This window comes from Paraburkholderia sp. RL18-101-BIB-B (assembly GCF_046026985.1).
Classification (GTDB): Bacteria; Pseudomonadota; Gammaproteobacteria; order Burkholderiales; family Burkholderiaceae; genus Paraburkholderia.
In genome coordinates this window covers 16,162-40,578 of sequence record NZ_JARESV010000017.1, presented here as the reverse complement: position 1 = coordinate 40,578, position 24,417 = coordinate 16,162, and the positions used below count along the sequence as shown (strand labels likewise).

The 24,417-nt window shown below is 63.7% G+C and carries 23 protein-coding genes; 9 read left to right on the top strand and 14 right to left on the bottom strand.

Annotated features, from left to right (window positions below):
• Positions 1–145 precede the first annotated feature (145 nt).
• The 6 genes from P0D73_RS23400 to P0D73_RS23375 all read right to left on the bottom strand — a co-directional run bounded on the left by P0D73_RS23400 (position 146) and on the right by P0D73_RS23375 (position 5,345).
• On the bottom strand, positions 146–745 hold the full coding sequence (locus P0D73_RS23400; protein WP_408179088.1) for a UbiX family flavin prenyltransferase: 600 nt from the start codon (positions 743–745) through the stop codon (positions 146–148).
• Between the two features lie 44 nt (positions 746–789).
• Entirely contained in the window at positions 790–1,101 is a 312-nt protein-coding gene (gene grxD / locus P0D73_RS23395) for a Grx4 family monothiol glutaredoxin (RefSeq protein ID WP_012434475.1), read from the bottom strand.
• 118 nt (positions 1,102–1,219) lie between these two features.
• Positions 1,220–2,071: a peptide chain release factor N(5)-glutamine methyltransferase gene (gene prmC / locus P0D73_RS23390; protein WP_408432973.1), complete on the bottom strand. Its 852-nt coding sequence runs from the start codon at positions 2,069–2,071 to the stop codon at positions 1,220–1,222.
• Between the two features lie 7 nt (positions 2,072–2,078).
• Positions 2,079–3,161, bottom strand: a complete 1,083-nt coding sequence (prfA, locus tag P0D73_RS23385) for a peptide chain release factor 1 (RefSeq protein ID WP_408179090.1) — start codon at positions 3,159–3,161, stop codon at positions 2,079–2,081.
• Between the two features lie 123 nt (positions 3,162–3,284).
• Complete coding sequence (gene hemA, locus P0D73_RS23380) at positions 3,285–4,571, bottom strand: glutamyl-tRNA reductase (protein WP_132376774.1); 1,287 nt, start codon at positions 4,569–4,571, stop codon at positions 3,285–3,287.
• Between the two features lie 63 nt (positions 4,572–4,634).
• Entirely contained in the window at positions 4,635–5,345 is a 711-nt protein-coding gene (locus P0D73_RS23375) for a response regulator transcription factor (RefSeq protein WP_408432971.1), read from the bottom strand.
• Between the two features lie 204 nt (positions 5,346–5,549).
• On the opposite strand from P0D73_RS23375, the gene P0D73_RS23370 reads away from it, so the two are divergent.
• The 3 genes from P0D73_RS23370 to P0D73_RS23360 are packed head-to-tail and all read left to right on the top strand — an operon-like array spanning position 5,550 to position 8,293.
• A complete protein-coding gene (locus P0D73_RS23370; protein WP_408179091.1) occupies positions 5,550–5,804 on the top strand; it encodes a hypothetical protein in 255 nt (84 codons plus the stop codon).
• Between the two features lie 19 nt (positions 5,805–5,823).
• Positions 5,824–7,638, top strand: coding sequence for an aminopeptidase P family protein (locus P0D73_RS23365; RefSeq protein ID WP_408432969.1), 1,815 nt, complete (start codon positions 5,824–5,826; stop codon positions 7,636–7,638).
• Between the two features lie 31 nt (positions 7,639–7,669).
• Positions 7,670–8,293 carry an HAD family hydrolase gene (locus P0D73_RS23360; protein WP_408286976.1) on the top strand — a complete coding sequence of 208 codons (624 nt, stop codon included), beginning with the start codon at positions 7,670–7,672 and terminating at the stop codon, positions 8,291–8,293.
• 191 nt (positions 8,294–8,484) lie between these two features.
• Here the strand turns inward: P0D73_RS23360 and P0D73_RS23355 are convergent, their stop codons facing one another.
• From P0D73_RS23355 to ugpB, 7 genes are all read right to left on the bottom strand, one after another.
• Positions 8,485–9,606: a DUF748 domain-containing protein gene (locus P0D73_RS23355; RefSeq protein ID WP_408432967.1), complete on the bottom strand. Its 1,122-nt coding sequence runs from the start codon at positions 9,604–9,606 to the stop codon at positions 8,485–8,487.
• 282 nt (positions 9,607–9,888) lie between these two features.
• The gene (ettA, locus tag P0D73_RS23350) at positions 9,889–11,556 is read right to left on the bottom strand and encodes an energy-dependent translational throttle protein EttA (RefSeq protein WP_132377022.1); all 1,668 of its coding nucleotides are present in this window, start codon (positions 11,554–11,556) and stop codon (positions 9,889–9,891) included.
• Between the two features lie 233 nt (positions 11,557–11,789).
• Positions 11,790–12,089, bottom strand: a complete 300-nt coding sequence (locus P0D73_RS23345; RefSeq protein ID WP_408179096.1) for a DUF3761 domain-containing protein — start codon at positions 12,087–12,089, stop codon at positions 11,790–11,792.
• Positions 12,090–12,139: 50 nt separating this feature from the next.
• Entirely contained in the window at positions 12,140–13,228 is a 1,089-nt protein-coding gene (locus P0D73_RS23340) for a sn-glycerol-3-phosphate import ATP-binding protein UgpC (RefSeq protein WP_408432965.1), read from the bottom strand.
• 85 nt (positions 13,229–13,313) lie between these two features.
• Complete coding sequence (gene ugpE, locus P0D73_RS23335; RefSeq protein ID WP_007180267.1) at positions 13,314–14,159, bottom strand: sn-glycerol-3-phosphate ABC transporter permease UgpE; 846 nt, start codon at positions 14,157–14,159, stop codon at positions 13,314–13,316.
• Complete coding sequence (gene ugpA / locus P0D73_RS23330; protein WP_012434461.1) at positions 14,156–15,040, bottom strand: sn-glycerol-3-phosphate ABC transporter permease UgpA; 885 nt, start codon at positions 15,038–15,040, stop codon at positions 14,156–14,158. Before ugpA ends, ugpE begins: the two co-directional genes overlap by 4 nt.
• A gap of 71 nt (positions 15,041–15,111) precedes the next feature.
• A complete protein-coding gene (gene ugpB / locus P0D73_RS23325; protein WP_408432963.1) occupies positions 15,112–16,437 on the bottom strand; it encodes a sn-glycerol-3-phosphate ABC transporter substrate-binding protein UgpB in 1,326 nt (441 codons plus the stop codon).
• Positions 16,438–16,707: 270 nt separating this feature from the next.
• On the opposite strand from ugpB, the gene P0D73_RS23320 reads away from it, so the two are divergent.
• A complete protein-coding gene (locus P0D73_RS23320; protein WP_408432961.1) occupies positions 16,708–17,691 on the top strand; it encodes a glycerophosphodiester phosphodiesterase family protein in 984 nt (327 codons plus the stop codon).
• 111 nt (positions 17,692–17,802) lie between these two features.
• Here P0D73_RS23320 and ychF read toward each other — a convergent pair whose 3' ends face one another.
• On the bottom strand, positions 17,803–18,897 hold the full coding sequence (gene ychF / locus P0D73_RS23315) for a redox-regulated ATPase YchF (protein WP_408253546.1): 1,095 nt from the start codon (positions 18,895–18,897) through the stop codon (positions 17,803–17,805).
• Between the two features lie 315 nt (positions 18,898–19,212).
• Here ychF and P0D73_RS23310 point away from each other — a divergent pair, with 315 nt between their 5' ends.
• The 5 genes from P0D73_RS23310 to P0D73_RS23290 all read left to right on the top strand — a co-directional run bounded on the left by P0D73_RS23310 (position 19,213) and on the right by P0D73_RS23290 (position 24,322).
• The gene (locus P0D73_RS23310; protein WP_408179101.1) at positions 19,213–19,578 is read left to right on the top strand and encodes a hypothetical protein; all 366 of its coding nucleotides are present in this window, start codon (positions 19,213–19,215) and stop codon (positions 19,576–19,578) included.
• 78 nt (positions 19,579–19,656) lie between these two features.
• Positions 19,657–20,829 (top strand): UbiH/UbiF family hydroxylase, encoded by a 1,173-nt coding sequence (locus tag P0D73_RS23305; protein ID WP_408286985.1) that lies wholly within the window; start codon positions 19,657–19,659, stop codon positions 20,827–20,829.
• A gap of 132 nt (positions 20,830–20,961) precedes the next feature.
• Positions 20,962–21,687 (top strand): DsbC family protein, encoded by a 726-nt coding sequence (locus P0D73_RS23300; RefSeq protein WP_132376786.1) that lies wholly within the window; start codon positions 20,962–20,964, stop codon positions 21,685–21,687.
• Positions 21,688–21,781: 94 nt separating this feature from the next.
• Positions 21,782–23,572: a M61 family metallopeptidase gene (locus P0D73_RS23295; protein WP_408432959.1), complete on the top strand. Its 1,791-nt coding sequence runs from the start codon at positions 21,782–21,784 to the stop codon at positions 23,570–23,572.
• A gap of 153 nt (positions 23,573–23,725) precedes the next feature.
• A complete protein-coding gene (locus P0D73_RS23290) occupies positions 23,726–24,322 on the top strand; it encodes an FMN-dependent NADH-azoreductase (RefSeq protein WP_132376788.1) in 597 nt (198 codons plus the stop codon).
• Positions 24,323–24,417: the final 95 nt, after the last annotated feature.

The following is a 24,417-nucleotide window of genomic DNA, read 5'->3' as shown; positions in this document are numbered from 1 at the left end:
GCCGCGAAAGGCGGCGCAGAGATTGGGTTGCTACCAATATAGGGCTGCACCGCGATTTGATAAACGGGTGAAAAAAGAATTGATTGTGTCGCGGATGTTGTGAATCCGTGTGTATGCACGGTCATCATACGCTGCGGTTAAGGCGCTATTCCTGCACGCCGCGCAGCCCGGCCCACGCCGGCGACAAAGCCGGTCCGAGCGCGAATAGATCCAGCACGCGCGCCACGGTGTGATCGACCATTTCGTCGATGGAAGCGGGTTGGTTGTAGAAAGCAGGCAGGGGCGGGAAGATCACGCCGCCCATTTCGGTGACGGCCGTCATATTGCGCAGATGCGCAAGATTGAACGGCGTCTCGCGCACGAGCAGCACGAGGCGGCGGCGCTCCTTGAGCGTGACGTCGGCGGCGCGCGTGATCAGGTTGTCCGAGAAACCGTGCGCGACGCTGGCGAGCGTCTTCATCGAGCAAGGGGCGACGACCATGCCGTCGGTGGCGAACGAGCCGGACGCGATGCTCGCGCCGACGTCGCGCACCGAATGAACGACATCCGCGAGCGGATGCACGTCTTCTTTGCTCAACCGGAGTTCGTGCTGAATATTGAGCCAGCCCGCGCTCGAAATCAGCAGATGGCTCTCGACGCCGCCCAGCCTGCGCAGCGTTTCGAGTATCCGGATGCCGTAGATGGCACCCGTCGCGCCGGTAATCGCGACGATCAGCCGGCGTGGCGCCGCAGCGCGTGTTTCCATGGCTCGCGGCGCCTTGGGGATAGAAGCGTGTGGACCGTGGCCGCTCAGGCCGCGGCGAACAGTTGCTGCAGTTCGCCCGATTCGTACATTTCCATCATGATGTCCGAGCCGCCGACGAATTCGCCCTTCACGTAGAGCTGCGGAATAGTCGGCCAGTTCGAGAACTGCTTGATGCCCTGGCGGACTTCGTCGTCTTCCAGGACGTTGACGGTCTTGATCTCGCCGACGCCGCACGCCTTCAGGATCTGGATGGCGCGGCCCGAGAAGCCGCACATCGGGAACTGAGCAGTGCCCTTCATGAAGAGGACGACGTTGTTCTCGTCGACGATTTGCTTGATGCGTTGTTGCGTATCCATGACTGACCTTGCGGTTCCGTTATGTGTAGGGAATAGGCTGAAATGATAGCGGATTTCGATACGGCCGGCCGAGCGCCGCTTTGTCCGTGCAGCGTTTGTGGATATTAGGCGATGCGCGTCAGCCGTCCAACCGCCCGCCGCTGATCCGCTCGATGCCGGCCAGGTCCCGCTCCGAGCGGACTTGCGCGAAACCTTGCGCCGTCAGCAGCGCGCGCACGGCTTCGGCCTGATCGTAGCCGTGCTCGATCCACAATACGCCATCGGCGGCGAGCCGTGTGGGTGCACCGGCGATGATGGCGCGGATCGCGCTGAGCCCGTCGGCTTCGTCGGTGAGCGCGCCGCGCGGTTCGAAGCGCAGATCGCCTTCGTCCAGATGCGGATCGCCACTCGCGATATACGGCGGATTGCTGACGATCAGGTCAAAGCGCAAGGTGGCGTCGAGCGAGTCGTACCAGTCGCTTTGCGTCAATGCCAAGGCGCCGCCCGGCCGTTTCGCGTCGAGCAGGCGGGCGGCGTTGCGTGTGGCGATCGCCAGCGCTTCGGCGGAATGGTCGAGCGCCCAGACTTGCGCGTCGGGTCGCATCGATGCGATCGCGACGGCAATGGCGCCGGTGCCCGTGCCGAGATCGACCACGCGAGGCCGCGAGAGGTTTTCCAGCGCCGTCAGCGCGGTTTCGACCAGCAGTTCGGTTTCGGGGCGCGGAATCAGCACGTGTGGTGTGACTTCGAAATCCAGCCCGAAAAATTCCCGGGCGCCGACCAGTTGCGCTACCGGCTCGCCCGCTACGCGCCGTGCTTCCAGCGCCTGGTAACGCTCGACAAACTCGTCGCTGAGCGCTTCGTCGCTGCGCGTAATCAGCTGCGTGGGCCGCCAGCCGAGCACATGCGTGAGCAGGATGCGCGCTTCGAGCAGCGGCAGCGGCGAGGCGCGCAACAAAGCGGCGGGCGTGTTGGGCGTGGCCGAACTCATGCGCGCTTTAGTCCGCGTCGCCCAGCGAGGCCAGCAACTCGGCCTGATGCTCGCTGACGAGCGCCGCGATCAGTTCGTCGAGATCGCCGTCCATGATTGCGTCGAGGCGGTAGAGCGTCAGGTTGATGCGGTGATCCGTCAGACGCCCTTGCGGGAAGTTGTACGTGCGAATCCGCTCCGAGCGGTCGCCCGAGCCGATCAGGCTCTTGCGCGTGGCGGCTTCCTTCGCCTGCTGCTCGTGCGATTGCTTGTCCTTGATGCGCGCGGCCAGCACCTTCAGCGCGCGGTCCTTGTTCTTGTGCTGCGAACGGTCGTCCTGACATTCGACGACGATACCCGTCGGCAAGTGCGTGACGCGCACCGCGGAATCGGTCTTGTTGATGTGCTGCCCGCCCGCGCCGGAAGCGCGGAACGTGTCGATCCGCAAATCGGCCGGATTGATCTCGACTTCGCCGATTTCGTCCGCTTCCGGCATGACCGCGACCGTGCACGCCGATGTATGAATGCGGCCTTGGGTTTCAGTCGCCGGCACGCGCTGCACGCGATGGCCGCCGGACTCGAACTTGAGCTTCGAATAGGCGGCCTCGCCCGCGATCCGCACGATCACTTCCTTGTAGCCGCCCAGATCCGATTCGCTCGCCGACATCATCTCGACTTGCCAGCGGTTGCGCTCGGCAAAGCGCAGGTACATGCGCAGCAGGTCGCCGGCGAACAGCGCGGATTCGTCGCCGCCCGTTCCGGCACGGATTTCGAGAAAGATGTTGCGATCGTCGTTCGGGTCTTTCGGCAGCAGCATTTTCTGCAACTCGGCGCCGAGTTTTTCCATGCGCTCGCGCGCCGCGCGAATTTCATCTTCGGCGAAGTCGCGCATCGACACATCGGCCAGCAATTCCTGCGCGGTGGCCGCGTCGTTCATGGCCTGGCGCCACAGCGCGTAGTGGTCGACCACCGGCCCGAGCTCGGCGTGTTCCCGCGTGAGCTTGCGGTATTGGTCGAGATTCGAGGTGATGTCCTCGCGGCTCAACAGATCATTCAGTTCGGCCAGCCGGGTGGTGAGCTGGTCGAGCTTGCGTTGCATGCTCGTTTTCATCGGACGGGTATCGGAGCGGGCTCCGGCAAGGACGACGACTAGGGGAGTGGGCGGATGCCCTGGTCAGAAGCACGTCGCGGGCCACTTGCGGGTAGCCCGGACTGCGCGGCGGTGGCTGCGCCGCTAACGCTCCGTGGAACCGGAGTGTTTGTAGAAACCGCTCATGAGTTCGATGAGCGTGTCACGGTTCTCGCTGCTCGCACGATTGAGCGCGTGCGTGGGACCGTGGATCAGTTTATTGGTGAGCGATTGCGACAGCGCTTCGAGCACGGCAGCCGGATCGTCGCCGCGTGCGAGCATTTTCTGCGCGCGTTCGACTTCGGCACGGCGCAGCACGTCGGCTTGCGTGTGCATATGGCGGATCACCGGCACGATGCTGCGCGCGTCCAGCCATTGCATGAAATTCTGCACGCGCGTTTCGATGATCGCTTCGGCCTGCGCAACCGCGGCTTGCCGCGACGCATTGCCTTCGCGGACGATCGCGCCGAGGTCGTCGACGGTGTACAGGAACACGTCTTCGAGCTTGCCGACTTCGGGTTCGATATCGCGCGGCACGGCCAGATCGACCATGAAAATCGGCCGGTGGCGGCGCGCTTTGACCGCCCGCTCGACCGCGCCCAGGCCGATGATCGGCAAGGTGGACGCCGTGCACGACACGATAATGTCGAACTCATGCATGCGCGACGGCAGCTCCGACAGCGGAATGGCCCGGCCGTTGAAGCGCTCGGCGAGACGCGTGCCGCGCTCGGCCGTGCGGTTGGCGACTACGAGCTCCTTCGGCTGCTGCGCGGCGAAATGCGTGGCGCACAACTCGATCATTTCGCCCGCGCCGATGAACAGCACGCGCTGGTTCGAGACCTTGTCGAAAATCCGTTGGGCGAGGCGCACGGCGGCGGCTGCCATGGAAACCGACTGCGCGCCGATTTCAGTCGTGCTGCGCACTTCCTTCGCCACGGCGAAGGTGCGCTGAAACAGCTGGTTCAAATAGGTGCCGAGCGCGCCGGCTTCCGACGCGGTACGCACGGCATCCTTCATTTGTCCGACGATTTGCGTCTCACCCAGCACCATCGAATCCAGCCCGGACGCGACGCGGAACGCGTGACGCACGGCTTCCGATTGCGGCAGCGCGTAGACGTGCGGCGCGAGTTGGTCGATGGGCAGGTTGTGGTACTTGGACAGCCACTGGATCGCGGCTTCGCGCGCGGCCTGGTCGTCGGTCGCGCAGTAAAGTTCGGTGCGATTGCACGTGGACAGAATTGCCGCTTCCGGCGCCGTGCGGGCCGACGGCCCCAGCCAGACGCTCTTGAAGGTGTCCAATGCAGGCTTGATCTGTTCGAGCGGAAACGCCACGCGTTCGCGCAGGGCGACAGGCGCAGTGTGGTGATTGATTCCGATCGTTAGAAGCTGCATTTGGGGGAGCTATGGTTTAGCCCAATATTATAGCGTTTCCACGATTTTCACATTGTGCGTGGCTTATTCCGCGTTTACAACGGCTTCCGGCGGGATCGCGTCGAGTTGATAGCCGTAGCCGTACAGCGGCGTCAGGCAATAGCCATGTTCAGGATGAAGCTGCAATTTGCTGCGCACGCGCGACGCGTGCGTGTCGACCGTGCGCGACCTTACGTCGCGGCGGCGCGTCCAGACGTTTTCAAGAATATGCGCTCGCGACACCGGCCGCGAGAGATTGCTGAACAGCAGCAGCGCGAGGTGGAATTCCTTTGGCGTGAGCGTGACCGTTTGCTTACGGAATGTGACGGCAAATTGCGCCGCATCGAACGCATATTCGCCGATGACGTCGCGCCGCCGGTTGGGCAGCCGCCGCAAGCCGGCGCGGCGCAACAGCGCGTCCACGCGGGCCAGCATCTCCGGACCGCGGACCGGTTTGGTCAGGCAGTCGTCGGCGCCGGCGTGCAGCGCGGCGACAATCTGGCTTTCGCGTGGCGCCGACATCAGCACGATCACCGGCAAGCCCGGCAGGATGGCGCGGGCGCGCGCGATGACGTCTTCGGCGGAGTGGTCGCCGGCCCAGCTTTCGGTGATGAGAAGGTCGAAGAGTTCTTCGCTGGCGCGCGTCAGAAACGGCACGCTCGCGATGAAGTGCTGACACAGATGACCGCCGGCGAAGACCAGCCGGCCGACAAGTTCAGCATGCCGCAAGTCCGGCTCGATAAGGGCGATTCGCATGACGCACTTTCAGCGTGGCAATGACCGGGGACCAGGCTTTTCCGTAAGGCTCACAGCTTGCCTAACATCACCCCGACCCCTAAACTCAACCGCTATGCGGAAAGCGCCGTGCTGAACTTCTATAGTTAATGAGACAAAAATGCTAGCTGTGTTGGCCCCTTGCGCCCATGAGACGAATCCGAAACTGCGCGAGGCCAGCCGTTAATGGGGTGGCCCGGCCTTGTAGTGTTGGGGGCGGCGATCGGCCTTGCGGGCTGGTGGTTGCATCCGCTGCGACGCGCGAGCCGCGCCCGGTGGTGGGTGGCGCTGCTGGCCGGCGTGCTGGGCGCGGCCGTCGCGCACATGGCCGGCAATGTGATTGGTCTCTTCCATGACGGTGATACGCTCGAATGGCCGGTTTGCACCGCCGTCGCGTTGATCGCCGTCGCCGTGACGGTCGGCTTGCTCTCCCGTCGATGAATATTTGCAGGTGACTCCGATGAATGCCCGACTCCCCGAAACTTCCTCCATTCCCGAACGTCTTGCCACCTTGCGCAACGCAATGGCGCGCGAAGGCGTCGCCGCCTACCTGGTGCCGTCCGCCGACCCGCATCTGTCCGAGTATCTGCCTGGGCGCTGGCAAGGCCGGCAGTGGCTGTCCGGCTTCACCGGCTCGGCCGGCACGCTGGTCGTGACCGCGGACTTCGCCGGCGTCTGGACAGACAGCCGTTATTGGGAACAGGCCAACGCGCAACTAGCCGGCACCGGCGTTCAGTTGATGAAGATGACCGGCGGCCAGCAGACCGTGCCGCATTTCGAATGGCTCGCTCAGAACGTGCCGGCAGGCGCCACGGTCGGCGTGGACGGCGCCGTGCTCGGCGTGGCGGCGGCGCGGGCCTTGAGCGAGGCGCTGAGCGCGCGCGGCGTGCAACTGCGCACCGACGTCGATCTGTTCGACGCGATCTGGCCGCAGCGTCCGTCGCTGCCGGCGGCCGCCGTGTTCGAGCACGCCGCGCCGCATGCGAGCGTCGCCCGGTCGGACAAGCTCGCGCAAATTCGCCGCGCCATGGCGGACAAAGGCGCGCAATGGCACTTCATCTCCACGCTCGACGACCTCGCGTGGCTGCTGAATCTGCGCGGCGCCGACGTCAGCTACAACCCGGTGTTCGTGGCCCACGCGCTGATCGGCGTCGACCACGCGTCGCTGTTCGTCGCCGACGGCAAGGTGCCGCAGGCGCTGGCCGATGCGCTGGCGAAAGACAACATCAGCGTCGAGCCGTATGCGAAGGCCGCGGACGCGCTGGCCGCGCTGCCCGCCGGCAGCACGCTGCTGATCGACCCGCGCCGCATCACGTTCGGCTCGCTGCAATCGGTGCCGTCAACGGTTACGGTGGTCGAGGCCGTCAATCCGTCCACCTTCTTCAAATCGCGCAAGACCGAGGCGGAAGCCGAGCATGTGCGCGAGACGATGGAACAGGACGGCGCGGCGCTGGCGGAATTTTTCGCGTGGTTCGAAGGCGCGCTGGGCCGCGAGACGATCACCGAACTCACCATCGACGAACGTTTGACGGCGGCTCGCGCGCGCCGTCCGGGTTTCGTGTCGCTGAGCTTTGCGACGATCGCCGGCTTCAACGCGAACGGCGCGATGCCGCACTACCGCGCCACCCAGGAATCGCATTCGGTGATCGAAGGCAACGGCCTGTTGCTGATCGATTCCGGCGCGCAGTATCTGAGCGGCACGACCGACATCACGCGCGTGGTACCGATCGGCACCGTCAGCGAAGCGCAGCGGCGCGATTTCACGATCGTGCTGAAGGGCACCATGGCGTTGTCGCGCGCGCAGTTCCCGCGCGGCATCCGTTCGCCGATGCTCGACGCGATCGCCCGCGCGCCGATTTGGGAAGCCGGCGCCGATTACGGTCACGGCACCGGCCACGGCGTGGGCTATTTCCTGAACGTGCACGAAGGCCCGCAGGTGATTTCGCACTACGCGCCAGCCGAACCGTGGACCGCAATGGAAGAGGGCATGATCACCTCGGTCGAACCGGGCATTTACCGTCCGGGCAAATGGGGCGTGCGGATCGAGAATCTCGTGCTGAATGTGCCGGCCGGTCAAACCGAGTTCGGCGATTTCCTCAAGTTCGAGACGTTGACGCTGTGCCCGATCGACACGCGCTGCCTCGATCTGCCGCTGCTGCGCGAGGACGAACGCGCGTGGCTGAACGCGTATCACGAGACCGTGCGTACGCGTCTGTCGCCGCACGTGTCCGGCGACGCCAAAGCGTGGTTGGAGTTGCGCACGCAACCCATTTGATTGCGATCAGAAATCAGCTTACGGAGAGTGCATGGCCATCAAGGCAGTGGTGTTCGATTTCGGCGGCGTGCTGATCGACTGGAGCCCGGAGTATCTGTATCGGGAACTGATCCCTGACGAGACCGAGCGCCGCTGGTTTCTGACTCACGTCTGCTCGATGGACTGGGTGATCCGTCAGGACGGCGGCCAGCCGATCGTCGAGGCCACCGAGGAACTCGTCGCAAAGTTTCCCGATCACGAAGCGCTGATCCGCGCGTTCTACGAACGCTGGCACGACATGGTGGCCGGTGTGCTGGAAGAGGGCGTGGCGATCATGGAAAAGCTCGAAGCGGCCGAGGTGCCGCTCTTCGGGCTGACCAACTGGTCGGCGGAGACCTTTCCGTATGCGTGGGAGCATTACCCGGTGCTGCGGCGGTTTCGCGACATCGTCGTCTCGGGGCGAGTGAAGATGGTGAAGCCAGATCCGGCCATTTTCGCGGCCATGCGCGAACGGATCGAGGCGCAAATGCCGGGCATCGAGCCCGGCGAACTCGTCTTCATCGACGACAACCTGAAGAACGCGGAGGCCGCAACCGCGCTCGGCTGGCACGGCGTGCATCACACCAGCGCCGCGCGAACCGAAGCGAAACTGCGCGAGTTGGGGCTGTCGGTTTAAGGCTGGGACGGTTCCGAAGAAATAGCGAGGCAGTTGCGTTCCAGTTTCAGCGCGCCTCGCAAATTGAAGGGAGACTGCGCGAGCTTGGGCCAGCAGTTCGAAGCTCGTGCGTTTCTGGCAGCAAAGCGGCGCGGCCGCGCTCCAACGGCGCTGCTTTAACTCTGCCCGCATCGACGCAGTTTTGCCCCGGCCTACTGCCCAAGCAGATTTTTCAACGCGTTCCCTAAGCCTTTCACAGTTTCCCCCGCGCCCTTTGCCACGTCCTCGACGCTCACTCCGAGCGCCTTCGCAAAGCCGGTGCCGATGCGCTTCATCAGGCCTTCCTGCACCGAGAATTTCGGGTCGCGCAAATTCCCATCCAGAACGAAATGCAACGTGATGTCGCCGTTGTGCGACTTGAGCGCGGCGACCGCAGCCTTGGTCGGAATCGACATGAAGGTGTCGAGCGGGTTGCCGGTGTCGGCGAGCTGCAGATTGTGGACCGTCAGCGAGCCGGGTGCGTGCAACTGATAGTTGCGTACCGTCGAGTCGACCGTCAGGTCAATCGTGCCGCCGGTCACTTGCGCCTTGGTGCCGGCCTTTTTGATCAGGTACGGGTCGAGCATGACGATGTCGACGCCGCGCAGTTTGCTGGTGGTCTGCGAATCCTTGCTGGCGATCTTGATCCAGCCGGCGAACGACACGGTGCCCGTATGCGCCGGGCCTTTGATCGAGCCCGTGACATTGACGTTGGTCGGCTCAGTGAGGGCGGGCAGGTGCAGATTGTCGACGGTCGCGTTGGCATTGCTGACCGTCACTTTGAACGGCGGCGGCCCAACCGTCATGTCGTAAAAGTGGAAGTTGCCCTGCTCGAAGCTGATGTGATCGACCTGCTTTTCGCGGGGAGTGGACGCCGCCGCGCCGCTGGCTTCGATGTCGTACCGGTTGACCGATTCCCGCAGATTCGGCATCAAGCGAATCGTGCCGTCTTTGGTGCGCAGCACGGCGATATCGAAGCCGCGTACCACGACGCTACGGATATGCATGCGCCGCGCGATCAGATCGCGAATATCGGGCGTGACGGTGATTTCGTCCGCCCGGAGCGGATCGCCGGCCGGCCAACCGGGCGGCGCTTTGAGAAGAACGTTGGTGAGATGAACCGAGGTGAGGCCGACGTCGATGGTTTCGGCGCTGCCCAAGGGACCGAGCGCCGCGATCACGCGCTCCTTGACCTCGCGTTGCGCGAACTGCAAGGCGCCAACCACGACGACGATCAGCACCAGCAGCACGCCGCCCACGGCAACGGCCCAGCGCTTGCCCTTCGACATCGCCATGCTTGCCTCCTCGTCACCGCGTGGCGCGCGGCGTGGCAGTGATCGGCCTGTGCGCTCATCGGGTGGGCGCGCCTAGAGATGTTCGTCCGGGCGGAACGAGGAATGCACGCGTCTCGCCGCGATGACGTGTATCACGCCATGGCACGCAATGCGTGTGCCCTACCGCTCATACCGTCGACGCCAGGTGTTTGCGGCGCACGCCACGCTCGAGCGCCTTGAAAAGCGGCCGTCGAGGCGGCCTGCGCGTCAGCCCAGCCAACGCGCAGGCCAGCCGGTCTCAGCTTATCGTGTGATCGGCTTGTAACGCAGACGCTTCGGACGCGCCGCTTCTTCACCCAGACGAGCGCGCTTGTCCGCTTCGTATTCCTGGTAGTTGCCGTCGAAGAACGTGATTTGCGAATCGCCTTCGAACGCGAGGATGTGCGTGGCGATCCGGTCGAGGAACCAGCGATCGTGCGAGATGACCATCACCGAGCCGGCGAACTCGAGCAACGCGTCTTCGAGCGCGCGCAGCGTTTCGACGTCCAGATCGTTCGACGGTTCGTCCAGCAGCAGCACGTTGCCGCCCGCGATCAGCGTCTTGGCCAGGTGCAGCCGGCCGCGCTCACCGCCCGACAGATTGCCGACCACCTTCTGCTGGTCGCCGCCCTTGAAGTTGAAGCGGCCGATGTACGCACGCGACGGCGTTTCGTACTTGCCGACTGTCAGCACGTCGGCGCCGCCGGAGATTTCCTCGAACACGGTCTTCGAACCGTCCAGCGCGTCGCGGCTTTGATCCACGTACGCGAGCTTGACGGTCGGGCCTTGCACGATCTCGCCCGAATCCGGCTGTTCGCGGCCGGTCAGCATGCGGAACAGCGTCGACTTACCCGCGCCGTTCGGCCCGATGATGCCGACGATCGCGCCCGCCGGAACCTTGAAGCTGACGTTGTCGAGCAGCAAACGGTCGCCATACGACTTGCTGACATTCTTGAACTCGATCACTTCATTGCCCAGACGATCGCCGACCGGAATGAAGATTTCCGAGGTTTCGTTACGCTTCTGGTAGTCCTGGCTGTTCAGTTCCTCGAAGCGGGCGATACGCGCCTTCGACTTTGCCTGACGGCCCTTCGGGTTCTGGCGCACCCACTCCAGTTCTTTCTTGATCGCCTTCTGACGCGCCGACTCCGACGATTCTTCCTGCTTCAGGCGCTCTTCCTTCTGGTCGAGCCAGCTGCTGTAGTTGCCCTTCCACGGAATGCCGTGGCCGCGGTCGAGTTCGAGAATCCACTCGGCGGCGTTATCGAGGAAGTAGCGATCGTGGGTCACGGCCACGACGGTGCCCGGGAAGCGCGTGAGGAACTGTTCGAGCCAGTCGACCGATTCCGCATCCAGGTGGTTGGTCGGCTCGTCGAGCAGCAGCATGTCCGGCTTTTCGAGCAGTAGCTTGCACAGCGCGACGCGACGCTTTTCGCCGCCCGACAGATGTTCGATCTTCGCGTCCCAGGCCGGCAGGCGCAGCGCGTCGGCGGCGATTTCGATCTGCTGCTCGGCGTTGCCGCCGTCGGAGGTGGCGAGGATCGCTTCGTACTTCGCCTGTTCGGCGGCGAGCGCGTCGAAGTCGGCGTCCGGTTCGGCGTAGGCCGCGTAGATTTCGTCGAGCTTCTTTTGCGCGTTGAACACGTCGCCGAGACCTTCCTCGACTGCTTCACGCACCGTCTTGTTCGGATCGAGTTGCGGTTCCTGCGGCAGATAGCCGATGTTCAGGTTCGGCATCGGCGTGGCTTCGCCTTCGATGTCCTTGTCCACACCGGCCATGATGCGGATCAGCGTCGACTTGCCCGAGCCGTTCAGGCCGAGCAGGCCGATCTTCGCGCCGGGGAAAAACGACAGCGAGATGTCTTTCAGGATTTGACGCTTGGGCGGCACGATCTTGCCGACCCGGTTCATGGTGAAGACGTATTGGGCCATTTGCTTGCAATAGACGTTGACGACGCCGGCCGCGTAGGGGCGGGCGATCGTGGGTGGATGGGTAATCGGTGTCATGGCCGGGCGGAGCGCCCGGCGCCGGCCGGCGCGGCGTGAAGCATGGCGTCGAACTTCGCGACGCCCCGCGCGCGGGCGGGTTCTTCAGGTGGCATTGTACTTCGGCAGGGGCGCCGGACGGCAGTGGGTGTCCGTTCGGCCAGGGCCCGCTCGGATGATCAGAGCCAATCCGCGACACCGCCATGCCGCGAACACGTGCCGCTGCGATGCCGGCTGAAGCTGTACGTGGCATCGCGGCAGCGCGCGGTCGCGCCTTCCGGCGCCTTGCCGGATAACGAGCGGGCTGGCGCGTGCACCGTGTTGCCGTCGCGATTCGTATAGGTGTTGTGATTGCTGAGGTTCGCTTCGTCGGGCGTGGTGCCCGGTGCGACATACGCGAACGCGGAGGACACGCTGAACAACAGCGCCGCGGCAGCTGCCGTGCAGGCGCGCAAGGTGTTACGAGTCATGCCTGTCATGGTCTTACGAGTGCTTGTTATTCTGACCTCACGCGCGCTTTGCGAGCTCTTCAATTCGCGCGCCGTCCGCTCGCCGGATCGAAGAAATGCAGATGCCGCGCGGGCAGCGCCACTTGCAGCGCCTCGCCTGCCGCGGGCCGATGCGCGTGCGGCAAACGCACCGTCACGTCGTGCTTGCCCCAGCGGCCGTGCGCGAGATTGTCCGCGCCGAGCAATTCGCAGGAATCGACGGTGAGCGTCGCGTGCGGCGCATCCGCCTGACCCGGGCTCATGTGCTCCGGACGAATGCCGAGCGTCCACTCGCGTCCTTTGGCGACTTCCCGGTCGATCGACGCGACGTCGGCCAACGGCAGCCTCGGACCGTTCCCAGCCACTTCGAAAACTGAGCCGTCGTCCGACACGCGGCCTTCCAGCAAATTCATCCCCGGCGAACCGATGAAGCTCGCGACGAACACCGTGGCGGGCCGTTCATAGACCTCGGTCGGCGCGCCGATCTGCTCGGCGTGGCCCTTGTTCATCACGATCACACGCTGGGCCAACGTCATCGCTTCGATCTGATCGTGCGTCACGTACAGACTGGTCGTTGCGAGCCGCGCATGGAGGCGCTGGATTTCGAGCCGCATCTGCACGCGCAAGCGCGCGTCGAGATTCGACAACGGTTCGTCGAACAGGAACACGGCCGGCTCGCGCACGATCGCGCGCCCCATCGCGACACGTTGGCGTTGTCCGCCGGATAACTCGCGCGGCTTGCGCTGCAACAGCGCTTCTAGTTCGAGAATCTGCGCGGCGGCCTGCACGCGCTTTTCGATCTGCGCGCGCTCGACGCCCGCGATCTTCAGCGCGTAGCCCATGTTCTCGGCCACGCTCATATGCGGATACAGCGCGTAGTTCTGGAACACCATCGCGATGTTGCGATCCTTCGGCTCGAGCTGATTGACCACTTTGCCGGCGATCGAAATATTGCCATCGGAGATGCGCTCGAGTCCCGCCACCATCCGCAGCAAGGTCGATTTGCCGCAACCGGACGGGCCGACCATCACGACGAACTCGCCGTCGGCGACGTCCACGTCGATGCCGTGCAACACGAACTGTTTGCCGTCGTAGGTTTTTTTCACGCCTTGCAGAGTGAGTGCAGCCATGCCGTTTTAGCCTTTCGTTACGTGCCGCGGATCGCGCGGTGTTGTGATTTCAATGCCGGAAGAAGCTCGCTCAAACGGGCGCCGCTTACTTCTCCGCGTCCACGAGTCCGCGCACGAACCAGCGCTGCATCGTCAGCACGACTGCGAGCGGCGGCAGCATGGCGAGCAGCGTTGCGGTCATTACAAGATGCCATTCGGTAGCGGTGTCGCCCGACGCGATCATGCTTTTGATGCCGACCACGGCCGTGGTCAGCGATTGCTGGCTCGTGATCAGAATTGGCCACAGGTACTGATTCCAGCCGTAGATGAACGTGATCACGAACAGGGCAGCCATGTTCGTCTTCGACAGCGGCAAGACGACGTCCCAGAAGAACCGCATGGCGCCGGCGCCGTCGATGCGCGCGGCTTCCATCAATTCGTCCGGCAGCGTCATGAAGAACTGGCGGAACAGGAAGGTTGCGGTGGCCGAGGCGATCAGCGGCAACGTCAAACCGCTATACGTATTGCTCAGATGCATCGACGAGACGACTTGCACGGTCGGAAAGATCCGCACTTCGACCGGCAGCATCAGCGTAATGAAGATCAGCCAGAACGCGAGGTTGCGAAACGGGAAACGGAAGAACACGATCGCGTACGCGGAGATCATCGAGACGGCGATCTTGCCGATCGAAATCACCAGCGCCATCACGAGGCTGTTGAACAGCATGCGGCCGAACGGCGCCGCCGCGTTGCCGCTGCCTTGCGACCAGACGGTCGCGATGTTCTCGAACAGATGCGTGCTCGGCACCAGCGAAAGCGGCACGCTGAACACTTCGTGCTCGCTCATGGTCGCCGCGCAGAACGCGACGTACACCGGAAACACCACCAGCACGACGCCCAGAATCAGCACCGCGTGGCAGAAGAGGTCGAAACCGCGGCGGTTCTCGATCATGAGTATTGAACCCTGCGTTCGATAAAGCGAAATTGCACGACCGTCAACGCGACGACGATCACCATCAGGATCACCGACTGCGCGCCGGAACTGCCGATGTCGAGCCCCTGAAAACCTTCGGCGAAGATCTTGTAGATCAGCGTACGGGTGGCTTGCGCGGGACCGCCGCCGGTGGCGGCGTCGATCACCGGGAAGGTGTCGAAGAATGCATAGGTGATGTTGATCACCAGCAGGAAGAAACTGGTCGGTGACAGGAGCGGTAGTGCGATGCCGAAAAAGCGCCGCACCGGACCGGCGCCGTCGATTGCCGCCGCTTCGATGAGCGAGCGCGGAATCGCCTGCAAGCCCGCATAGAAGAACAGAAAGTTATAGCTGACCTGCTTCCAGACGGACGCGAGCACCACGAGGAACATCGCCTGGCCCGCGTTCAGCGCGTGATTCCACACGATGCCGTACTTGGCCAGCGCGTAGGTGACGAGGCCGATGCTCGGGTTGAACAGGAACGACCACAGCACGGCGGCGATCGCGGGCGCGACCGCGTACGGCCAGATCAACAGCGTTTGATAGGTCTTGGCGCCGCGCGTCACGCGATCGGCGCAGACCGCGAGCAGCAGCGAGATCACGAGCCCCGACACCGTGACGAGCGCGCAGAAGATCAGCGTCGTATAGAACGACGAGAGGTAGAGCGGATCGGCGAAGAGTTGCTTGAAGTTGGCGAGCCCGACGAACTCACTCGATGTTCCGAACGCGTCCTGGCTTTGCGTGGATTGCCAGAGCGCCTCACCGGCCGGCCACAGAAAGAACAGCAGCGTGATCGCGAGTTGCGGCGCGACGAGCAGGTAGGGCAGCAGGCTGGTGCCGAAGCTGGAGCGCTTTTCCATCGATGATTTCCAAGGTTCTGCTGCAAGCACGGGTTTCGGTGCGGGCGCACCGAAACCCTGCCGACGACCGCTTAGTTGCCGGCTTTCTCGAAGCGGCGCAGCAGTTCATCGCCACGCGACACGGAGGCGTCGAGCGCCTGTTGCGGCGTCTTCTTCTGTGCCCAGACCTGTTCGAGTTCTTCGTCGATGATGGTGCGGATCTGCGGCATGTTGCCCAGACGCAAGCCCTTCGTGTACGGCAGCGGCGGCTTGTTGAGCATCTGCTTGATGGCGGTGTCGCTGCCCGGGTTCTTTTCGTAGAAGCCTTGTTGCTGCGTCAGTTGATAGGCGGCGGTGGTGACCGGCAGATAGCCGGTGTCCTGATGCCACTTGGCGGCAACCGGCGCCGACGACAGATACGAGAGGAATTTCGCCACGCCCTTATAAACCGCCGGATCCTTGCCCGACAGCACCCACAGGCTCGCTCCGCCGATGATCGCGTTCTGCGGCGCGCCCTTCACGCTCGCGTCGTACGGCATCATGCCGGTCCCGAAGTTGAACTTCGCGTACTTCTTGATCGTGGCGAGCGACCCCGACGAGTTGGTGATGATCCCGCAGTCGCCGCTATAGAACTTCGACACCGGTTCGTCCTTGCGGCCGACGTACGTGAAGGTGCCGTCCTTCTGCATGTTCTGCAGGAACTGGATATGCGCGACTTGCAGCGGCTTATCGAACTCCAGTTGCGCGTCGGGGCCGTCGAAGCCGTTGTTCTTCGTCGCGAACGGCGCGCCGTGCCAGGCGCTGTAGTTCTCGAGTTGAATCCAGCTCTGCCAGCCCGACGAATAGCCGCACGCCATGCCCGACGCCTTCAGCTTTTGTGCGTCGGCCTGCAGTTCGGCCCAGGTTTTCGGTGGCTGGTTCGGGTCGAGGCCGGCTTTCTTGAAAGCGTCCTTGTTGTAGTACAGCACCGGGGTCGAGCTGTTGAACGGCATCGAGATCAGCTCGCCAGTTTTGGCGTCGCTGTAATAGCTGGCGATGGTCGGCACGAAGGCCTTTTCATCGAGCGGCACGCCGGCTTGCTTGAACACTTCCGAGACGGGGATCACGGCCTTCTTCGCCTGCATCATGGTGGCGGTGCCGACTTCGTACACCTGCAGGATGGCCGGCGCATTGCCGCTGCGATACGCGGCGATGCCGGCGGCGAGAGTCTGGTCGTAGGTGCCTTTGAAGACCGGCACGATCTTGTAGTCGCTTTGCGATGCGTTGAACGCGTTGGCGATGTCGTTCAGCCGTTCGCCCAATGCGGCTTCCATGCCGTGCCAGAACTGGATTTCAGTCGCGGCGTGGGCCGCCTGGCTGAGGCCGACACTCAATACGGCGGCAACGGAAAGCGAACGGATTAGCGGCTTCAAACTCATCGATTTGTCTCCAGATTGGAACGGGCGCGGATGCGAATCGCGCGATTCTATTTGTGTTCGATGACAGTCCGGCGACGGTGGCCGGGCGGCGTGCACCATTTTTGACGGGCGCCGAATGCCGCAATTTAACACCGGTGTCACAAAACGGAAACAGTCGGTGGTTGAAGGCGACGGTCTGTGCGAGGCCTTAGTCTGCTCGGCGCCTACGAGTTTGAGTTGCTCGCGTGGATTCGTGTACGTTACGTCACGGTGCGTTAATCAGGATTGCAGATGCTGGGTTCTTCATTGCGATTGGTAGCAGGTAGCTGGGTGGCGGGCCTGGCGTTGGCCGGTTGTTCGCTCGCGCCAGTGAGGAGCAACGATGCCGTCACTCAGGTGAGTTCATTGCCGGAGATCATCGCCCACCGTGGCGGCACGGGCGATGCGCCGGAGAACACGCTCGAAGCGATCCACCTGTCGATCGAACATCATGCCGACGCGATGTGGCTCACCGTGCAGTTGAGCAAGGACGGCGTGCCGGTCTTGTATCGACCAGCGGACCTGTCGGCGTTGACCTACGCGAAAGGACCGGTGTCCGCCTATACCGCGGCTGAACTCGCCCGCGTGAATGCCGGGTGGAGTTTCCGCCGCGGACAGGCGTATCCATACCGTGATCATCCTTCGGGCATTCCGACGCTACGCGAGGCACTGCGCGCGATGCCGGCGGACATGCCGGTCATCCTCGACATGAAGGTGCTGCCTGCCGGGCCGCAGACGCAAGCCGTCGCGCGCGTGCTCGACGAAGAAAACGCGTGGCAGCGTGTATCGATCTATTCGACCGAAGCCGATTATCAACAGAGCTTTGCCGCGTATCCGCAAGCCAGACTGTTCGAATCGCGCGATGCAACGCGTGAGCGGCTCGTGCGCGTCTTGCTGAATCAAGGCTGTGTGGATGCGGCGGCCGGACACGCAATGACCGCGTTCGAGCTGCATCGCGCGCTGACGGTGGTCGAGAAATTCACGCTGGGAGAAGGGCGGTCGGATGTGCAGGCTACGCTGTGGACGGCGGCAACGGTCGCGTGCTTCCGGCAGAAGCCCGACGTGCGCATCGTCGCGATTGCCGTGAACGATGCGGACGATTACCGCATGGTGGCGTGCCTCGGCATCGATGCGGTGCTGGCGGATTCACCGGCAAGAATGGCGGCGATCAGGGACGGTATCGCGTTGCCGCTGCGCTGCGCTGCGCGCGTTCCAACGCAAACTAGCGGCCAATAAAAAAAGCCCGCTTTAAAAAGCGGGCTCTCTTGAAGTCACTTGCTGCGGGCGACAACGCTCAGGTTTTCACCCGTGGCCGTCTCATGCCGAAGCCGAAGCCCAGGCAGAAACTCAAACGTTAAACAAGAAGTTCATCACGTCGCCATCATGCACGACGTATTCCTTCCCTTCCGCACGCATCTTGCCGGCTTCCTTCGCGCCTTGCTCACCCTTGTAAGTGATGTAGTCGTTGAACGCGATCGTCTGCGCGCGAATGAAGCCGCGCTCGAAGTCCGTGTGAATCGCGCCCGCGGCCTGCGGCGCCGTATCGCCAACATGGATCGTCCACGCGCGCACTTCCTTCACGCCAGCCGTGAAGTAGGTTTGCAGGCCCAGCAGCTTGAAGCCGGCGCGGATCACGCGGTTCAGACCCGGCTCTTCCATGCCCATGTCGGCGAGGAACACCTCCATGTCCGCTTCGTCGAGGTCGGCGATTTCCGCTTCGATCGCGGCGCACACGGCGACGACCGGCGCGCCTTCGGCCGCTGCGAACTTCGCGACCGCGTCCAGATGCGGGTTGTTCGCGAAGCCGTCTTCCTTCACGTTGGCCACGTACATGGTCGGCTTGGCAGTGATCAGGCAGAACGGCTTGAGCGTGGCCTTTTCTTCGTCCGACAGGTCGAGCGCGCGGACCGGTTTGGCCTGGTCGAGTTGCGCACGCACCTTTTCCAGCACCGCAGCGTTCTTGATGGCTTCCTTGTCGTTACCCGACTTGGCGGCCTTCGAATAGCGCGCCAGCGCCTTTTCGACGGTTGCGAGGTCGGCCAGCGCCAGTTCGGTGTTGATCACTTCGATATCCGACAGCGGATCGATCTTGTTCGCGACGTGAATCACGTTCTCGTCTTCGAAGCAGCGCACCACGTGCGTGATCGCGTCGGTTTCGCGGATGTTGGCGAGGAACTGGTTGCCCAAACCTTCGCCCTTGCTCGCACCGGCCACCAGACCGGCGATGTCGACGAATTCCACCACGGCCGGCAGGATGCGCTCCGGCTTGACGATCTCAGCGAGCGCCTTCAGACGCGCGTCCGGCACCTCGACGATGCCGACGTTCGGCTCAATCGTGCAGAACGGATAGTTTTCGGCGGCAATGCCCGCCTTGGTCAGCGCGTTGAACAGGGTGGACTTGCCGACGTTAGGCAAGCCGACGATGCCGCATTTGAGGCTCATGGAAATCCTTCAGTGAATCAGTAAGTTGCGTGATGCGCTCGACGCTGTGTGCAGGATTCGAGAAGCCTTCGCGTGTGGCGTGGCGGACCAATGCAGCGGAGCGGGACAAGACACCGGATCGGGGCGTTGCTCGACGACCGGGCGCAAGTTTTCACGGAAAGCGCAATTGTAACCCGTTCGGATCGGCGCACCGACGCGGCAGCGGGAAAGCGGCGCCCATCGCTCGATCGGCGATTGCAAGGTTCAGGTAAGAATTTCTCGAACGCATTGTAGAATCGCCGGTTCAGGGCCGCTAGAGCCCAATCCGAGGAAAAAATGAGAACAATACGATGGGTCATCACGGGCGTGGCTGTCGTCGCGCTGGGCAGCGCGATCGCGTCATGGGTATCGCCGAACTTCGACGACGCCCAGGCGAACTCGGACCGGCAGACGGTCAACTGCCTCGCCAGCCGTTTGACGTTGGACGATAAAAAGCAGATCGCCCAATACGCCGATGCCAACGACTTCGATTCACTGTGGCACGTGTATGACCGCATTTTCCCGGACTGCGCCGTGCGCGGCGATCAGCGGGAGCGCAAGGGCGACCTCGAGGCGAGCGCCTGGCGGCTCCTGTCTTCCGACCGCGAATTCACGCGGCTGCGCGAAGCGAACGCGGCACACGCGGCCGCCGGTCGCCTGTGAGCATCGGCGCGATTGTTTGGGCTCAAACGCCGTGTGCATCGATCCGTCCCCCGCAACCCCCGCGGCTATAATGCGCGGATGAACGCACACCACCAGACCTTTGATGCCGCCGTGATCGGCGGCGGGCTCGTCGGCAAGACCGCGGCGCTCGCGCTGACTCAAGGCGGGTTGCGCGTGGCGCTGCTCGCGCAACCCTGCGCGGCACTGCCCGCCGCCGTCGCCTTCGACTCGCGGGTCTACGCGTTGTCGTCGAGTTCACAGGCTTTGCTGGAGCGTTTGCGGGTCTGGCAGGCGCTGGATCTGGCGCGGCTCGGGCCCGTCTACGACATGCGCGTCTACGGCGACGCGCACGCCGAACTGCATTTCTCCGCGTTCCAGGCTTCGGTGCCGCAACTGGCGTGGATCGTCGAGTCGTCGGTGATCGAACGTGCGCTGGATGCGGCGCTGCGCTTCCAGCCGAATCTCACCTGGATCGACACGCGCGCTCAGGCGCTGGACTTCACCGCGGATAGCGCGAGCGTCGGGCTAGCCAACGGCAATGTGCTCGACGCCGATCTGGTGGTCGGCGCGGACGGTGCACATTCGTGGGTGCGTGCTCAGATCGGCTCGAAGATGGACCGGCGCGACTACAAGCAAACCGGCGTGGTCGCCAATTTCAAGGCCGAAAAGCCGCACGGCGAAACCGCTTACCAATGGTTCAAGGACGGCGAGATCATCGCGCTCCTGCCCATGCCGGACGGCCACGTTTCGCTGGTCTGGTCGGCGCGCACCGAGCACGCGGAGCAACTGATCGCGCTCGATCCGGCGCAACTCGCCGCGGAAGTGGAACGCGTGACCGGCGGCCAGTTCGGCGCGCTCGATTGCGTGACGCCCGCGCAAGGTTTCCCGCTCGCACTGCAAACGGTCGACCGGCTGGTGGCGCCACGCGTCGCGCTGGTCGGCGACGCCGCGCATCTGATTCATCCGCTGGCCGGGCAGGGCATGAACCTCGGCCTGCGCGACGTCGCGGCGCTCGCCGACGCGGTCGCCGGCAAGGAATCGTTCCGCGATCTCGGCGACATGGTGCTGCTGCGCCGCTACGAACGCGCCCGCCGCGAAGACATCCGCGCGCTGATGATTGCCACCGACGGGCTGCAAAAACTCTTCTCGGTTCCCGGTCCGTTTGCCAAGGTGTTGCGTAATACCGGCATGGCGTTCGTGGGCGCGCAGCCGTTCATCAAGCGCTGGCTGGTGTCGGCTGCGCTGGGTTGAAGCACCCGGCCGGGCATGCCGCGGCCGGCGACACAGGTATCATGAGCGGATGGACGCCGTTCCGGTCAGACTGGAAACGTCAGGAAACGAGCAATGCGTGCGCATGGCGCGCGATTGAACCAGGAATTCAGGATGAAAAAAACTTTCCGCATGGCCGCCGCCGTGCTTGCCATCGCCGCCGTCACGATCGGCTGCTCCGCGCAGGCCGACCAGACCACCGACAAGCTCAAAGCCACGCTGCAGACGCGGCTTTCCGACGTGTCGATCAAGAGCGTGACGAAGTCGCCGATTGCCGGCCTGTACGAAGTGAACCTCGGTACGCAGATCGTGTATAGCGACGCGAACGGCGATTACCTGATGCTCGGCGACATGGTCGACGCCAAGACCCGCAAGAATCTGACTGAAGCACGCCTCGCTGAAACCAACCGCATCGATTTCGCGAGCCTGCCGTTCGGGAACGCGGTGAAGGTCGTGAAGGGCAACGGCGCGCGCAAGATCGCCGTGTTCTCCGACCCGAACTGCCCGTACTGCAAGCAGCTCGAAACGTCGCTCAAGTCGATCGACAACGTGACGGTCTACACGTTCCTGTACCCGGTGCTGTCGCCGGATTCGACCGCCAAATCGAAATCGATCTGGTGCTCGACGGACCGCGCGAAGGCCTGGGAATCGTGGATGCAGGACCATCAGGCGCCTACCGCCGCCGGCACCTGCGACACCGCCGCGATCGACAAGAACCTGGCGCTCGGCCACGCAATGAACGTCGACGGCACGCCCACGGTGTTCCTCGCCGACGGCCGCCGTCTGCCCGGCGCCGTGCCGGCCGACCGGCTGGACAAGGAAATGTCCGCAGTGCACTGAGCACGCGGAACACAACGAACAAAGGAGGCGCGACGTGCGCCTCCTTTCGCATCGAGCCCGAACATCCCCGCCTCACCTCTTCTAATCGCCGCCGATGAAGCCGATCCGCTACACCATCGTTCCCAAGCAACCCGCCGCTCACCTGTTCGAAGTCACCGTGACCGTCGCCGATCCCGATCCGGCCGGCCAGCGTTTCATGCTGCCGGTGTGGATTCCGGGCAGCTACATGGTGCGCGAGTTCGCCCGCAACATCGTGACGTTGCGCGCCTTCAACGACGCGGGCCGCAAAGTGCGCGTCGAGAAGACCGACAAGCACACGTGGCAGGCTGCGCCGGTCAAGGGCGCGCTGACGTTGCGCTATGAGGTCTACGCGTGGGATCTGTCGGTGCGCGCGGCGCATCTCGACGATACGACGGGCTTTTTCAACGGCACGAGCGTGTTCCTCTCGCCGCTCGGCCATGAAGAGGCGCAGTGCGTGGTCGATATTCAGAAACCCGAAGGCGCGGCGTATCGCAACTGGCGTGTCGCGACCGCGCTGCCGGAGGCGCGCGGCACGAAGCGTTACGGTTTCGGCGAGTATCGCGCGCAGAACTACGACGAGCTGATCGATCATCCCGTCACGCTGGGTGAATTCGCGCTGGCGACGTTCAAGGCGCATGGCGTGCCCCACGACATCGTGATCGCCGGACGCGTGATCGGGCTCGACATGGCGCGTCTGTCCGCCGACCTGAAGCGCATTTGCGAAGCGCAGATCGCGTTGTTCGAGCCGAAGTCGAAGAAAGCGCCGATGGATCGCTACGTATTCATGACCCAGGCCGTCACCGATGGTTATGGCGGCCTCGAACACCGTGCTTCGACCGCGTTGATCTGCAATCGCGGCGATCTGCCGGTGGCAGGGCGCGAGGCGCTCACCGAAGGCTACCGGACCTACCTCGGCCTGTGCAGTCACGAATACTTCCACACCTGGAACGTGAAGCGCATCAAGCCGGCCGTGTTCGCGCCGTACGATCTGAGCGTCGAAAACTATACGTCGCTGCTGTGGTTGTTCGAGGGCTTCACCTCTTACTACGACGACCTGATCCTCGTGCGCAGCGGCCTGATCTCGCAGGACGACTACTTCGGCATGCTCGGCAAGGTGATCGGCGGCGTGCAGCGCGGCAGCGGACGTCTCAAGCAGACCGTCGCCGAAAGCTCGTTCGACGCGTGGGTCAAGTACTACCGCCAGGACGAGAACGCGCCGAACGCGATCGTCAGCTACTACACCAAGGGCTCGCTCGTCGCGCTCGCGTTCGATCTGACGATCCGCGCGCAGACCAACAACCGCAAATCGCTCGACGACGTGATGCGTCTGCTGTGGCAGCGCTTCGGCCGTGACTTCTATCGCGGCAAGCCGGTCGGTGTCGACGAAAGCGAGATCGAAGCGATTTTTGCGGAAGCGACCGGCGCGAAATTGGCCGAGTTGTTCGCCGAAGCCGTCCACGGCACGCGCGATCTGCCCCTCGACACGCTGCTCGCACCGTTCGGCGTCGAAATCGCGCCCGAAGTGGACAAAAACGCCAAGCCGTCGCTCGGCGCGCGCATGCGCGGCGGCGCGGATTGCACGCTGGCAGCGGTTCATGACGGCAGCGCCGCACAAAAGGCAGGGCTCTCGGCCGGCGACGTGCTGATCGCGCTCGACGGCCTGCGCGTGACGGGCTCGAATCTTGACGGGCTGCTCGCGCGCTACCAGCCGGGCGCGAAAGTCGAGATTCACGCCTTCCGCCGCGACGAGTTGCGCATCGCGCAAGTCAAGCTGGACGGGCCTGAGGTAGCGCGCTACAAGCTTAGCGCCAGCGACAAGCGCCCCGCCGCGCGCAAGGCTCGCGAGCGCTGGCTGGCTAGCTGATCGTCATCCGGGCCGTCCCAACGGACGGCCCGTGGTGGCGGATTGTTCTACCAGTGCAACGATCCGTCGCCGCCGGATGGCTTTTTCCCGAGGCGGTAAAAAAACACAATGGCTCCATTCGCGCAACACTGCGCGCCCCAACTGGAGTCAACCATGACCACGATCCTGCAAATCAACTCGGCAGCCCGCTCGCAAGGCGCAAACTCGACGTTGCTCGTCAACGAGCTGACCGCAAAACTGCAACAATCGAATCCGGGCGCGCAAGTCGTCGTCCGCAATCTGCAAGCTGAACCGCTGCCGCACCTGGACGACGCCGTCCTCGGCGCGTTCTTCACGCCGGCTGAGCAACGCACGGCCGAGCAAGCCGCGATCGCCGCGCGCAGCGAAGCGCTGATCGCCGAACTGCAAGCCGCCGACATCGTCGTGATCGGCGCACCGATGTACAACTTCGGCATCTCGTCGCAACTGAAGACGTACTTCGACTTCATCGCCCGTGCCGGCATCACGTTCCAGTACACGGCGAACGGTCCGGAAGGTCTCGTGAAGGGCAAGAAGGTTCACGTCGTGTCGGCACGCGGCGGCAAGTATCTGGGCACGCCGAACGACAGCCAGACGCCGTACCTGACGAGCTTCCTGGGCTTCCTCGGTATGACCGATGTCAACTTCATCTACGCCGAAGGCCTGAACATGGGCCCGGACGCTGCCGGCGCCGCGCTGGCTTCCGCGCGCGAAGCGATCGCTGCTGCGTAAATCTGGCTGCGCCGCTTCGATGCGGTCGATAGCACCGGAATGAAAAACGCCACGAACCTTGGGTCCGTGGCGTTTTTTCTTTGTGGCGCGATGCC